The organism is Paraburkholderia sp. SOS3 (genome assembly GCF_001922345.1).
In the GTDB taxonomy this organism is placed as follows: Bacteria; Pseudomonadota; Gammaproteobacteria; order Burkholderiales; family Burkholderiaceae; genus Paraburkholderia.
The window spans coordinates 113,122-125,532 of sequence record NZ_CP018812.1; the positions used below are offsets into that span (position 1 = coordinate 113,122).

Consider the following 12,411-nt stretch of genomic DNA (forward strand, 5'->3'; position numbering starts at 1 on the left):
TTCGGTACGGCATAGGGGTTGATAAAAGCGGAGCCGGGATGGTCCCGCCGCGCTGGTGCTCGGTGATTACGGACGCGCGGCTCGCGCGTTTGTGAAGCGGCTCAGTCGAGCTTCTTGCGCAACTTCTTGCGCAGCAGTTCGACGCGCTTGCGCGCGAGCGTTTCGCTGATGCCGAGCACGGCGGCGATTTGCGGATAAGGCAGGTCTTCCTCGAACCGCAGCGCAAAGAGCGCGCGTTGTTGCGGCGTGAGCGTGGCAACCGCCCGCTCCATACGGATGAGTTGCTGCTTGAGCGCGAGTTGCTGCTCCGCGGGCGGCGCATGATCGGGCACGGCGGCGGTGAAGTCGTCTTCCCATTCGCCACCGTGTTCGATCACGCGGTCCTCGCGTCCGCAGCGACGCGTGTGATCGAGAAACGCGTGGTTCAGCACGAGGAAGAAAAACCCCGCGAGATTCTTCACGCGCTCGGGCGAGCGCAGCATGTAGAGATGAACCTTGAGCGCCGTGTCGGACAACAGGTCGTCGGCCTTGTAGGGGTCGCCCTTGCACAGCAGGCGCGCACGGCGCCTCAACTTGCTGTGCATTTCCCTCCAGGTGTCGTCGAACTGGTTCGCGGCGGGGGACCTCGCTCGATCCCCCCGGTCAGTCGTGATGGCCATTCTGCTTCTCCCGTACGTGTGGAAGCAGCAGAATCCGGCGAATGATATGAGCAAAGCAGTTGCCCGCGTAACAGCGCCGGCGGGACGGGATCGGCACGGCGCGCCGTCACGCTTGCGCTGGCGCGACGGCGGGCCTCGCGGGCGTCATTGCGCGGCGGCGATATGGCGCAAACGCTCCGGGTTATCGATGCGCAGCATATGGGCGTGCGGCCTGATCAGGCCTTCGCGCTGCCATCGTTGCAGCAGCGAATTGAGCCGCGGCCGGCTTACGTTAAGCATGGCGGCCATGATGCTCTGGTTACCAGGTAACCGGACTTCGGGCTGATCGGCACCTTCCATGCGCGTGAGCAGGTGCCGCGCGACTCGCGCTTCGAGCCGGTAAAGGCATGCCGACTCGACGAAGTCGCTCAGTTGCTGCAGCCGGCTGCATAGCTGCTCATGGATGCGTTGCATGAAGACCGCATCGGCCTGCAGTTCGGCAAAGTGCCGGGCGCGCAGCAGCGACACCTGGCAATCCGCGCTCAACTGCGCGTTGAAGCTGCGCCGGCGCGGATGCAGCAATGCGCTCTCGCCGACGATGCCGCCCGCGAGCGTGTAGTCGAGGATGATTTCCCGCCCGCCCGGCTCGTGCAGCGTGTGATAGATGTGGCCACGGTGGACGAAAGCGATGAAGTCCTCGGGATCGCCCTTGAAGAACAGCAGGCGGTTACGGCATGCCGGCCACGGCGCGGCGTGGTCTTCGATATGCAGGATGAGTTTGTCCGGCAGTCCCTGAAGCAGCGGAGTGGACCGGAGCGCTTCGGCATAGGTGACGGTTGACATGACGTCTCTGCGTTGTCGTTGTTTGGCGGTGCAACTGACTAGCGGAAACGTTTGCGTCTGACAAATGTGAAACGCGAGCGGCCTTTACCCTGCCTGGGTAGATAGCTTCGCGTCGAAGCTGTTCACGCGCCGCCGCCGTAGACGTTGTGCCGGTCTTGCGTCTCGATGACTGGCGATCATATGCAACAGGCATGGCCGTGCTGGTGCATCTTCGATCCAATGAAAAACGCCTCAACGGCATTAGCCGTCGAGGCGTCTTTCTGTCGTGCATCCGGTGCACGCGCGGCCGAAGCCGCGAGTCACGCGCAGTTACGCGCGGCTGATTTAGCGCTTTGCGATCGGCTTCGCTTCGCGCGGCGTATCGCCGACGAACAACTGACGCGGACGGCCGATCTTCTGCTCCGGATCCGCGATCATCTCGTTCCACTGCGCAATCCAGCCCACCGTACGCGCCATCGCGAAGATGCAGGTGAACATCGACGTCGGAATGCCAAGCGCGCGCTGCACGATGCCCGAATAGAAGTCGACGTTCGGGTACAGCTTGCGCGACACGAAGTATTCGTCTTCGAGCGCGATCTTCTCGAGCGCCATCGCGAGCTTGAACAACGGATCGTCGTGCAGGCCCAGTTCCTCGAGCACTTCGTGGCACGTCTCGCGCATCAGCTTCGCGCGCGGGTCGTAGTTCTTGTACACACGGTGACCGAAGCCCATCAGCTTCACGCCCGAGTTCTTGTCCTTCACCTGCTTGATGAATTCGGGGATGTTGTCCACCGTGCCGATTTCTTCGAGCATGTTCAGCGCCGCTTCGTTTGCGCCGCCGTGCGCCGGGCCCCACAGGCAGGCAATACCGGCCGCGATACAGGCAAACGGGTTCGCACCCGAAGAACCGGCCAGACGCACCGTCGACGTCGACGCGTTCTGCTCGTGGTCCGCGTGCAGGATCAGAATGCGGTCGAGCGCGCGCACGAGCACGTCGTTGACCTGATACTCTTCGCACGGATTCGAGAACATCATGCGCATGAAGTTTGCGCTATACGACAGGTTATTCTGCGGATAAACGAACGGCTGACCGATGCTGTACTTGTACGCCATCGCGACGAGCGTCGGCAGCTTCGCGATCATGCGGATCGCCGACACTTCACGGTGACGCGGATTGTTGATGTCGAGCGAGTCGTGATAGAACGCGGACAGCGCGCCGACTGCCGCCACGAGAATCGCCATCGGGTGCGCGTCGCGACGGAAGCCGCGGAAGAAGAACTGCATCTGCTCGTGCACCATCGTGTGATTCGTGACGGTCTTCACGAACTCTTCCTTCTCCTTCGCATTCGGCAGTTCGCCCTTCAGCAGCAGGAAACAGGTCTCGAGGAAGTCCGCATTCTGCGCGAGGTTGTCGATCGGGAAACCGCGATACAGCAGCTCACCCTTGTCCCCATCGATGTAGGTGATCGCCGAGTTGCACGATGCCGTCGACATGAAGCCCGGGTCGTACGTGAACTTGCCGGTCTGACCGTACAGTTTGCGGATGTCGATTACATCCGGGCCCATCGTGCCCTTGTAGATCGGCATTTCAACGCTCGGCGAGTTGTCGCTGAACGATAGCGTGGCTTTAACATCTGACGGGGTCATAGCACATCCTCAATCGAAAGGTGGAAACAGGGTTTCGATAATTGCACGCCTTCTCGGCCATGCTTGCGGTACGGTTGAGCCGGGGATCCCAGCGCCGGAGCGTGAACGCCGGCGCTCGATCCGGGCTAAGCCGTACGCAACATGTCGAGGACCCGTCTGACGTCCGGGTCGGCCAGGTCGCCTTCTGGTTCCTTGCGGGCGAGCAGCAAGTCCATCAGGTCGTTATCGCTCAGTTCGAGCAGGCGCGTCAGTGCGCCTACGTCCGCATCACTGAGATCACGCTCATATCGGCTGAAAAAACGTTCGAAGATCAGATCGTTTTCCAGCAGGCCGCGCCGTGCGCGCCAGCGTAAGCGCGCGCGGCGAAGAGGGTCGGACTGATGCGATGATTCGTCCATATCAGTACGCGCAGGGCCGCTCCCAGGCGCACTGATGGCCCCCTCGCGGGGCAGCGGCCGATAGGGAGCGTAGGTGTTATTCATCTCAGACAGTGCGACGCACCATCAATTCCTTGATCTTGCCGATCGCCTTCGTCGGATTGAGCCCCTTCGGGCACACGTCGACGCAATTCATGATCGTATGGCAGCGGAACAGACGGTACGGATCTTCCAGATTGTCGAGACGTTCGCCGGTTGCCTCGTCGCGGCTGTCCGCGATGAAGCGATAGGCTTGCAGCAGGCCCGCCGGACCGACGAACTTATCGGGATTCCACCAGAAGCTCGGGCACGACGTCGAGCAGCTCGCGCACAGAATGCACTCGTAGAGGCCGTCGAGCTCGTCACGCTCTTCAGGCGACTGCAGGCGCTCTTTCTCGGGCGGCGGCGTTTCGTTGATCAGGTAAGGCTTGATCGAATGGTACTGGTTGAAGAACTGCGTCATGTCGACGATCAGGTCGCGCACGACCGGCAGGCCCGGCAGCGGGCGCAGCACGATCTTCTGCGGCAGTTCGTTCAGGTTCGTCAGGCACGCGAGGCCGTTCTTGCCGTTGATGTTCATCGCGTCCGAACCGCACACGCCTTCGCGGCACGAACGGCGGAACGACAGCGTTTCATCGAGGGCTTTAAGCTTGACGAGTGCGTCGAGCAACATGCGCTCGTGCTCGATTTCGAGCTCGTAGCTCTGCATGCGCGGCGCGGCATCCGTGTCCGGATCGTAGCGGTAGATTTCGAAAGTACGCTTGGCCATATTGTGGGTCCTTTGACTTTGGCTATGCCTTGAAAGGTACGTGCCTAGAAAGTACGTGCCTTAGGCGGCACCGATTCGACTGTCAGCGGCTTCATATGCACCGGCTTGTAGTCGAGGCGATCGCCTTCGCTGAACCACAGCGTATGGCGCAGCCAGTTTTCGTCGTCGCGATGTTCAAAGTCGCTCTGTGCGTGCGCGCCGCGGCTTTCCTTGCGTGCGTCGGCCGACACCATCGTCGCGCGCGCCGCTTCGATCAGGTTCGCCAGTTCGAGCGCTTCGACGCGCGCGGTGTTGAACACCTTCGACTTGTCCTTCATGTGCACGTGGGCGACGCGCTCCTTCAGCTCGTCGATCTTTGCGACGCCCTCGGCGAGCAGCTTCGACGTGCGGAACACGCCCGCGTGCGCTTGCATCGTCGAGCGGATGTCGTTCGCGATCGCTTGCGTGTACTCGCCCGACGACGAACCGTCGAGCTTCGCGAGGCGCTCGAGCGCACGATCCGCCGCGTCGGCAGGCAGCGGCTTGTGCTCTTTCATCTCGCCCGCGTGCTTGATGATGTGGTTGCCGGCCGCGCGGCCGAATACCACGAGGTCGAGCAGCGAATTCGTGCCAAGACGGTTCGCGCCGTGCACCGATACGCACGAGCATTCGCCGACCGCGTAGAAGCCGTTGACCGGCTCTTCATGATCGCGCGACGTGCCGACCACCTGGCCGTGCATGTTCGTCGGAATACCGCCCATCTGATAGTGAATGGTCGGCACGACCGGAATCGGCTCCTTGATGCAGTCGACGTTCGCGAATTTCAGTGCGATTTCGCGGATCGACGGCAGACGCTTCATGATCGTCTCGGCGCCGATGTGCGACAGGTCGAGCAGCACGTGGTCCTTGTTCGGACCGACGCCACGGCCTTCCTTGATTTCCTGGTCCATCGAACGCGAAACGAAGTCGCGCGGCGCGAGGTCTTTCAGCGTCGGCGCGTAGCGCTCCATGAAGCGCTCGCCGTTCGCGTTGCGCAAAATGCCGCCTTCGCCGCGCACGCCTTCGGTGATCAGCACGCCCGCGCCGGCCACGCCGGTGGGGTGGAACTGCCAGAACTCCATGTCCTGCAGCGCGATGCCCGAGCGCGCAGCCATGCCGAGGCCGTCGCCGGTGTTGATGAACGCGTTCGTCGACGCCGCGAAGATGCGCCCCGCGCCGCCCGTGGCGAACAGCGTGGTCTTGCCTTCGAGGATGTAGACATCGCCCGTTTCCATCTCGAGCGCGGTCACGCCGAGCACATCGCCGTCCGCATCGCGGATCAGATCGAGCGCCATCCACTCGACGAAGAACTGCGTCTTCGCCGCGACGTTCTGCTGGTACAGCGTATGCAGCAGCGCGTGACCGGTACGGTCAGCCGCCGCGCACGCGCGCTGCACCGGCTTTTCACCGTAGTTCGCGGTGTGGCCGCCGAACGGGCGCTGATAGATCGTGCCGTCCGCATTACGGTCGAACGGCATGCCGAAGTGCTCGAGTTCGTATACGGCGTTCGGCGCTTCGCGGCACATGAACTCGATCGCGTCCTGGTCGCCGAGCCAGTCGGAACCCTTGATTGTGTCGTAGAAGTGATAGTGCCAGTTGTCTTCGCTCATGTTGCCGAGCGACGCGCCGATGCCGCCTTGCGCGGCGACCGTGTGCGAACGCGTGGGGAACACCTTCGACAGCACGCATACCGACAGACCCGCGCGCGCCAGTTGCAGCGACGCGCGCATTCCCGAGCCGCCCGCGCCGACGATCACCACGTCGAAACGGCGACGCGGCAGAGAATTTTTGATTGCAGCCATTCTTTTACACTCTCCAGAGAATCTGCGCGGCGTAGCCCGCACACGCGAGCAGCCAGACGATCGTCAGCGCCTGAAGGACGAGCCGCGTGCCGACGGGCTTGATGTAGTCCATCCAGATGTCGCGAATGCCGACCCATGCGTGATAGAACAATGACAGCAGCGTGACGAACGTCGCGAGCTTCATCCATTGAGTAGCGAAGATCGAGGCCCAGCCGTCGTACGAGAATGCGTGAGCGGCGAAGAACCAGACGAGCAGGATCACCGTGTAGATCGCCATGATCGTGGCGGTGATGCGTTGCGCGAGCCAGTCGCGCAGACCGTAGTGCGCGCCGACGACAAGGCGCTTCGAACCGATTCGGTTATTGGAGGACATTTTCTTAGAAGGCTCCGAACAGTTTCAGCGCGAACGCGATGGTCAGCACCGACGACACGACCAGCACGACGATCGACGTGCTCTTGCCTTTTTCCTTCGACACCGCATTGTGGTTGGTGTCCATCAACAGATGACGGATACCGGCGCAGAAGTGAAACAGGAAAGCCCACGCAAGAACGAGCGTGATCAGCTTGACGATGATGTTGGAGAGAAAGGCCTTGAAGACTTCGAAGCTGAGTTCGGAAGTGAGACTCTGATCGAAGAGGTACAGCAGGAACGGAAGGAAGATGAAGAGCAGTGCACCGCTCACACGATGCAGAATCGACACGCGCCCCGCTAGCGGGAGACGGTACGCCGTGAGAATCTGCCCGATACCGATGTTCCGGAATTCCGGCCTCGGTTTTTTTACCGCTTCAGACATGCTAGACCCCTACTATGTAGTCACACTAATCCGCGATTTTAGCGCTTTTTCATTCCGCGCTGCAGCGAACATCTGCTCAAGACTGCTTTATATCGGCGGAAACAAAGACGCTTTTACAGCCGATGCGAGAACCGATGCGAGAACGTATCGAATACACGTCCGCAAGCTAGACCCATTTCACTGCTTGCATCAACTGAGGTCGTTCTGATAGTAATAGCCGGTTGTGACATACCAACCGCGCCGCACCTCAACTGGCCGATCGCCATACGTGTACGACACGCGCTCGACCGACAACAGCGGAAAACCGGGCGGCACATGCAGCAGATCGGCGACCGTCGGGTCCGCCGCCACTGCGCGGATCTTCTCCGTCGCGCGGATCATCCGCGTGCCGAACTCCGTTTCGAACATTGCATAGAGCGGTCCCTTGTACTCGGACAGACGCTCGAGCGTGAGCCCGCGAAACACGCCGCCCGGCAACCAGATTTCGTCGAGCACGGTGTCTTCGCCATCGAACTGCAACAAACGCTTGATCAGCACGACCGGGTCCGACGGTTTCAGATCGAGCTGGCGCGCGATTTCCGCCGATGCACGCAAACGCCGGCATTCGAGCAGTTTGCTGATGTGCGGATGCTCGACGCCGTCATCGGCGAGTAATCTGAGGAAGCGAAACTGTGCACGGTCTTCGTTGTGCGTTGCAACAAACGTGCCCTTGCCCTGGCGGCGCACGAGGAGATTGTCGGCGGCAAGCTCGTCGATCGCCTTGCGCACCGTGCCCTGGCTCACCTTGTAGCGCGCGGCCAGTTCGACTTCGCTGGGGATGATTTCGCCGGGCTTCCATTCGCCGGACTCGAGGCTCTGCGTAATGAGCCCCTTGATCTGCTGATAAAGCGGACTGAACGTAGGCGACGAAGACGTGGCCGAAGCAGGCAGGCCTTCGCCTGTGCCCGCCGGGCCGATCGGATTCGCGGAGCTCGCCTGGTTCGAATTCATTCGCGCATTTCATCATAAAGGGTCCGCCGCCGTCCACCAGTTTAAGGGCGATACTTATGTCTTATATAAGACATAAGATACTGTTGACTTTGTGTCGGCCCGCTCCTACACTCCTTGTCGAGCAAGGGTTTGCGGGTCATTTCAGGTTATGCGGCCGCGGCGCAATGCAAGCGGAACGCGTAGCCGGAAACACCGTTCCTGAGCATGCTGTGCCCTTCAGTCCAGCTTTCGATTCGCCTGCCGTCCGCCTCACGAATGGCTTCAGAAGGTCTGAACCGGCGCCGTCGCGCGCGATTTCAGGCTCATGCACCCCACTTCATGCGGCCACATCGACGCTCGCCGAAATGCGCTATTGCAGGATTGCGCAGGCGCAGCGAGCCACACGTGCCGTCATGCATGCCCCTGCGCAAAGAGTTCATCGAGTTTGCGACGTTTCGGCTAACGCGCATATAAAATGGCGTTTTCTCAAAGCGTCTGATGCACTAATCAATGCACTAACGCACTAACGCACCGTCCTGGAGATTTCTCAATGGCTAAGCCCGCAAAGCGTGTTGCCGTCACTGGCGCCGCAGGTCAAATCGGTTACTCCCTGCTATTTCGCATCGCCAATGGCGACATGCTCGGCAAGGACCAGCCGGTGATTCTGCAGCTGCTTGACCTGCCGCAAGCGCAAGCCGCCGTCAAAGGCGTCGTGATGGAGCTCGAAGACTGCGCGTTCCCGCTGCTCGCGGGTGTCGTCGTCACCGACGACCCGAAGGTGGCGTTCAAGGACGCCGACGTCGCGCTGCTGGTCGGCGCGCGCCCGCGTTCGAAGGGCATGGAGCGTAAGGACCTGCTGTCGGCCAACGCCGAGATCTTCACGGTGCAAGGCAAGGCGCTCAACGATGTCGCGAGCCGCGACGTGAAGGTGCTCGTGGTCGGCAACCCGGCCAACACGAACGCGTATATCGCAATGAAATCGGCCCCGGATCTGCCGAAGAAGAACTTCACGGCGATGCTGCGTCTGGACCACAATCGCGCGCTGTCGCAACTGGCGGCGAAGTCGGGCAAGCCGGTCGCGTCGATCGAAAAGCTCGCCGTGTGGGGCAACCACTCGCCGACGATGTATCCCGACTTCCGCGTGGCAACGGCCGAAGGCCAATCGTTGACGAAGCTGATCAACGACGACGAATGGAACCGCAACGTGTTCATCCCGACGGTCGGCAAGCGCGGCGCGGCGATCATCGAAGCGCGGGGACTTTCCTCTGCGGCATCGGCGGCCAATGCGGCGATCGATCACGTGCGCGACTGGGTGCTCGGCACGAATGGCAAGTGGGTGACGATGGGCATTCCGTCGGACGGCTCGTATGGCATCCCCGAAGACATCATTTACGGTGTGCCCGTTACTTGCGAAAACGGCGAGTACAAGCGCGTCACGGGCCTCGAAATCGACGCGTTCTCGCGCGAGAAAATGGACGGCACGCTCAACGAGCTGCTCGAAGAGCGCGACGGCGTCAAGCACCTGCTGTAAGCATCCGATGCGAAATAACCGGAACCTCGTTGCCGTGCGGCGGCGGGTTCCGGTTTTTTACACCTATCCAGCCAGAATCCACGATTTTCAAACACGCTTTTGACGTCGATAATGCGCGCCCCCACCCCCGCCGAAGTGCTGTTTGACGGCGAAGCGCCGCCCACCGTCCTGCCTGCCTGCGACCACTACGCCGGCAGCGAGAAGCTGATGCTCAAGTCGCTTGCGCTGCAACAGGAGCTCGGTCCGGTATTCGACGTCACGCTCGATTGCGAAGACGGCGCGCAGGTCGGGCGCGAAGCCGAACACGCGGAACTCGTCGCGTCGCTGCTCGGCAGCGAGCACGATCGCTACCATCGTGTCGGCGTGCGTATCCACGATTTCGATCACCCGCATTGGCGCGACGACGTGCGTCTGATCTTGCGCGCCGCGAAGCGTGCGCCCGCGTATATCACGCTGCCGAAAATCCGCAGCGTGCCCGATGCCGCCGAAATGTGCGCATTCATCGACGCAACGCGCCGCGAACTCGGCATCGCGCAGCGCGTGCCTGTGCAACTGCTCGTCGAAACGCATGGCGCGCTCGCGCGCACGTTCGACCTCGCCGCACTGCCGGGCGTAGAAGCGCTGAGCTTCGGCCTGATGGACTTCGTCTCGGCGCACGACGGCGCGATTCCCGATACCGCGATGCGCTCGCCGGGGCAGTTCGATCATCCGCTCGTACGGCGCGCAAAGCTCGAAATCGCCGCGGCGTGCCATGCGCATGGAAAGGTGCCGTCGCATAACGTCTCGACCGAAGTACGCGATATGCGTGTCGTGGCCGACGATGCCGCGCGGGCACGCGACGAATTCGGCTACACGCGCATGTGGAGCATCCACCCGGCGCAGATTGAGCCAATCGTGTCCGCGTTCGCGCCGCGCGACGACGAGATCGCGACGGCCAGCGAGATTCTGCTTGCCGCGCAGGCCGCGCAGTGGGGCCCCACGCGTTATCGGGACACGTTGCACGATCGTGCGAGCTATCGCTACTACTGGTCCGTGTTGCGCCGCGCGCGTTCGACGGGACGCACCGTGCCCGAGCAAGCCGCACCGCTGTTCGGCGACGCCGCCGGCGCCGGGCCGGTGCGCACGCAAGGCTAACCACGGCAATGCACACAAGGAGAGCGCTGGAGATGAGCGACACGACGACGCAAACGCCTGCTTCGCAATCCGCTGCACAATCGGGCGGCACGGCCCAAGGCGCATTCAAACCGAAGAAATCGGTCGCGCTGTCGGGCGTGACGGCCGGCAATACCGCGCTGTGCACGGTCGGCCGCACCGGCAACGACCTGCACTACCGCGGCTACGACATTCTCGATCTCGCGGGCGCCTGCGAATTCGAGGAGATCGCGCATCTGCTCGTGCACGGCAAGCTGCCGAACCTCGCCGAGCTGGCCGCGTACAGAACGAAGCTCAAGGCGATGCGCGGCCTGCCCGCGAACGTGAAAGCCGTGCTCGAATGGATTCCGGCCGCCGCGCATCCGATGGACGTCATGCGCACCGGCGTCTCGGCGCTGGGCACCGTGCTGCCCGAGAAGGACGATCACAGCGTCGCCGGCGCACGCGATATCGCCGATCGCCTGATGGCGTCACTGGGCTCGATGCTGCTCTACTGGTATCACTACTCGCACAACGGCCGGCGCATCGAGGTCGAAACCGACGACGACTCGATCGGCGGCCACTTCCTGCATCTGCTGCACGGCACGCCGCCGTCGAAGTCGTGGGTCGACGCGATGCACGTGTCGCTGAACTTGTATGCCGAGCACGAGTTCAATGCGTCGACGTTCGCGGGGCGCGTGATCGCGGGCACGGGCGCGGACATCTATTCGGCCATCACCGGCGCGATCGGCGCGCTGCGCGGGCCGAAGCACGGCGGCGCGAACGAGGCGGCATTCGAGGTGCAAACGCGCTACCGGAACCCGGACGAAGCCGAAGCCGACATCCGCAGGCGCGTGGAAAACAGGGAAGTCGTGATCGGCTTCGGGCACCCGGTCTACACGACCGGCGACCCGCGCAACAAGGTGATCCGGGAAGTCGCGAAGAAGCTGTCGAAGGAGGCGAACAACACGAAGCTGTTCGACATCGCCGAGCGGCTCGAGACGGTGATGTGGGACGCCAAGAAGATGTTCCCGAATCTCGACTGGTTCAGCGCCGTGTCGTACCACATGATGGGCGTGCCGACCGCGATGTTCACGCCCGTGTTCGTGATCGCGCGCACGAGCGGCTGGAGCGCGCACATCATCGAGCAGCGCATCGACAACAAGATCATCCGGCCGAGCGCGAATTACACGGGGCCGGAGAATTTGAAGTTCGTGGCGCTAAATAGGAGAAAATAGCGTCCGCTGTGCGCATTCGGGGCGCGCCCAGTCACCCCGGCGGCCCGGTTTCCAACCGGCCGCGCACGATTAATCGATATTAGATAGAAAGGTTCAATTGTCATGAAAAAGCTGCTGATCGCTGCCGTTGTCGGCGCACTGTCTTCGACGCTGCTGGTCACCGCGGAAAGCGCTTCCGCCGAGACGTCGAGCACAACGACGAAAAAGCCCGCCGCAAAGGCGAAAGCCCCGCAACCGAGGCGCCTGTTCAAGCGCAAGCCGAATCCGGTGAAAGAAGCGAAAGTCGATCCGATCCCGGAAGGTTCGCAAAAGTGGACTTGTAAGGAAGGCCTGTCTTTCGACATGAAGGGCGACATGAAGCGCGACCAGATCGTCACGGTCCACTGGGCCAACAAGAACTACCAGTTGCCGCGCGAAGCGACGACAACGGGCGCCGACCGCTTCCACGACGCGGCGAGCGGCCTCGACATGGTCGTCATCCCGACCAAGGCAATGCTGTTCTCCGACAAGGAAGGCGAGCGTCTGGCCGACGAATGCAAGACGGCCGCGATGATGCAAGGCGCACCGGCTGCGACGCAATCGAACGCGCTCGACAAGACGCAGTAATTGACGCGCAGTAATTGCCGCAGTAATCGC

The 12,411-nt window shown here is 62.0% G+C and carries 13 protein-coding genes; 4 read left to right on the plus strand and 9 right to left on the minus strand.

Annotated elements, in window-relative coordinates; all coding sequences use genetic code 11:
• Window positions 1-101: 101 nt before the first annotated feature.
• From BTO02_RS20590 to BTO02_RS20630, 9 genes are all read right to left on the minus strand, one after another.
• Window positions 102-659 carry an RNA polymerase sigma factor gene (locus BTO02_RS20590; protein WP_075159124.1) on the minus strand — a complete coding sequence of 186 codons (558 nt, stop codon included), beginning with the start codon at window positions 657-659 and terminating at the stop codon, window positions 102-104.
• Window positions 660-803: 144 nt separating this feature from the next.
• Window positions 804-1,481: a Crp/Fnr family transcriptional regulator gene (locus BTO02_RS20595; RefSeq protein ID WP_075159125.1), complete on the minus strand. Its 678-nt coding sequence runs from the start codon at window positions 1,479-1,481 to the stop codon at window positions 804-806.
• Between the two features lie 324 nt (window positions 1,482-1,805).
• Window positions 1,806-3,107 (minus strand): citrate synthase, encoded by a 1,302-nt coding sequence (gene gltA / locus BTO02_RS20600; RefSeq protein ID WP_075159126.1) that lies wholly within the window; start codon window positions 3,105-3,107, stop codon window positions 1,806-1,808.
• Window positions 3,108-3,232: 125 nt separating this feature from the next.
• Window positions 3,233-3,505, minus strand: a complete 273-nt coding sequence (locus BTO02_RS20605) for an FAD assembly factor SdhE (RefSeq protein WP_075159127.1) — start codon at window positions 3,503-3,505, stop codon at window positions 3,233-3,235.
• Between the two features lie 85 nt (window positions 3,506-3,590).
• A complete protein-coding gene (locus tag BTO02_RS20610) occupies window positions 3,591-4,292 on the minus strand; it encodes a succinate dehydrogenase iron-sulfur subunit (RefSeq protein WP_075159128.1) in 702 nt (233 codons plus the stop codon).
• A 44-nt stretch (window positions 4,293-4,336) separates the two neighbouring features.
• Window positions 4,337-6,112: a succinate dehydrogenase flavoprotein subunit gene (gene sdhA, locus BTO02_RS20615; RefSeq protein WP_075159129.1), complete on the minus strand. Its 1,776-nt coding sequence runs from the start codon at window positions 6,110-6,112 to the stop codon at window positions 4,337-4,339.
• A 4-nt stretch (window positions 6,113-6,116) separates the two neighbouring features.
• Window positions 6,117-6,485 carry a succinate dehydrogenase, hydrophobic membrane anchor protein gene (gene sdhD, locus BTO02_RS20620; RefSeq protein WP_075159130.1) on the minus strand — a complete coding sequence of 123 codons (369 nt, stop codon included), beginning with the start codon at window positions 6,483-6,485 and terminating at the stop codon, window positions 6,117-6,119.
• A 4-nt stretch (window positions 6,486-6,489) separates the two neighbouring features.
• A complete protein-coding gene (gene sdhC / locus BTO02_RS20625; protein WP_075159131.1) occupies window positions 6,490-6,906 on the minus strand; it encodes a succinate dehydrogenase, cytochrome b556 subunit in 417 nt (138 codons plus the stop codon).
• A gap of 189 nt (window positions 6,907-7,095) precedes the next feature.
• Window positions 7,096-7,896 carry a GntR family transcriptional regulator gene (locus tag BTO02_RS20630; RefSeq protein WP_075159132.1) on the minus strand — a complete coding sequence of 267 codons (801 nt, stop codon included), beginning with the start codon at window positions 7,894-7,896 and terminating at the stop codon, window positions 7,096-7,098.
• Between the two features lie 529 nt (window positions 7,897-8,425).
• Here BTO02_RS20630 and BTO02_RS20635 point away from each other — a divergent pair.
• From BTO02_RS20635 to BTO02_RS20650, 4 genes are all read left to right on the plus strand, one after another.
• On the plus strand, window positions 8,426-9,406 hold the full coding sequence (locus BTO02_RS20635) for a malate dehydrogenase (protein ID WP_075159133.1): 981 nt from the start codon (window positions 8,426-8,428) through the stop codon (window positions 9,404-9,406).
• Window positions 9,407-9,517: 111 nt separating this feature from the next.
• Complete coding sequence (locus BTO02_RS20640; protein ID WP_075159134.1) at window positions 9,518-10,540, plus strand: HpcH/HpaI aldolase/citrate lyase family protein; 1,023 nt, start codon at window positions 9,518-9,520, stop codon at window positions 10,538-10,540.
• 32 nt (window positions 10,541-10,572) lie between these two features.
• Entirely contained in the window at window positions 10,573-11,775 is a 1,203-nt protein-coding gene (gene prpC / locus BTO02_RS20645; protein WP_075159135.1) for a bifunctional 2-methylcitrate synthase/citrate synthase, read from the plus strand.
• A gap of 102 nt (window positions 11,776-11,877) precedes the next feature.
• A complete protein-coding gene (locus tag BTO02_RS20650) occupies window positions 11,878-12,381 on the plus strand; it encodes a hypothetical protein (RefSeq protein WP_075159136.1) in 504 nt (167 codons plus the stop codon).
• Window positions 12,382-12,411: the final 30 nt, after the last annotated feature.

Bases quoted from the DNA above. Each gene is read 5' to 3' on its own strand.
- BTO02_RS20635 (WP_075159133.1), top strand. From the start codon at position 8,426: ATGGCTAAGCCCGCAAAGCGTGTTGCCGTCACTGGCGCCGCAGGTCAA.
- BTO02_RS20650 (WP_075159136.1), top strand. From the start codon at position 11,878: ATGAAAAAGCTGCTGATCGCTGCCGTTGTCGGCGCACTGTCTTCGACG.
- gltA (WP_075159126.1), bottom strand. From the start codon at position 3,107: ATGACCCCGTCAGATGTTAAAGCCACGCTATCGTTCAGCGACAACTCG.
- BTO02_RS20590 (WP_075159124.1), bottom strand. From the start codon at position 659: ATGGCCATCACGACTGACCGGGGGGATCGAGCGAGGTCCCCCGCCGCG.
- BTO02_RS20595 (WP_075159125.1), bottom strand. From the start codon at position 1,481: ATGTCAACCGTCACCTATGCCGAAGCGCTCCGGTCCACTCCGCTGCTT.
- sdhC (WP_075159131.1), bottom strand. From the start codon at position 6,906: ATGTCTGAAGCGGTAAAAAAACCGAGGCCGGAATTCCGGAACATCGGT.
- BTO02_RS20610 (WP_075159128.1), bottom strand. From the start codon at position 4,292: ATGGCCAAGCGTACTTTCGAAATCTACCGCTACGATCCGGACACGGAT.
- BTO02_RS20605 (WP_075159127.1), bottom strand. From the start codon at position 3,505: ATGGACGAATCATCGCATCAGTCCGACCCTCTTCGCCGCGCGCGCTTA.
- BTO02_RS20640 (WP_075159134.1), top strand. From the start codon at position 9,518: ATGCGCGCCCCCACCCCCGCCGAAGTGCTGTTTGACGGCGAAGCGCCG.
- sdhD (WP_075159130.1), bottom strand. From the start codon at position 6,485: ATGTCCTCCAATAACCGAATCGGTTCGAAGCGCCTTGTCGTCGGCGCG.
- BTO02_RS20630 (WP_075159132.1), bottom strand. From the start codon at position 7,896: ATGAATTCGAACCAGGCGAGCTCCGCGAATCCGATCGGCCCGGCGGGC.
- sdhA (WP_075159129.1), bottom strand. From the start codon at position 6,112: ATGGCTGCAATCAAAAATTCTCTGCCGCGTCGCCGTTTCGACGTGGTG.
- prpC (WP_075159135.1), top strand. From the start codon at position 10,573: ATGAGCGACACGACGACGCAAACGCCTGCTTCGCAATCCGCTGCACAA.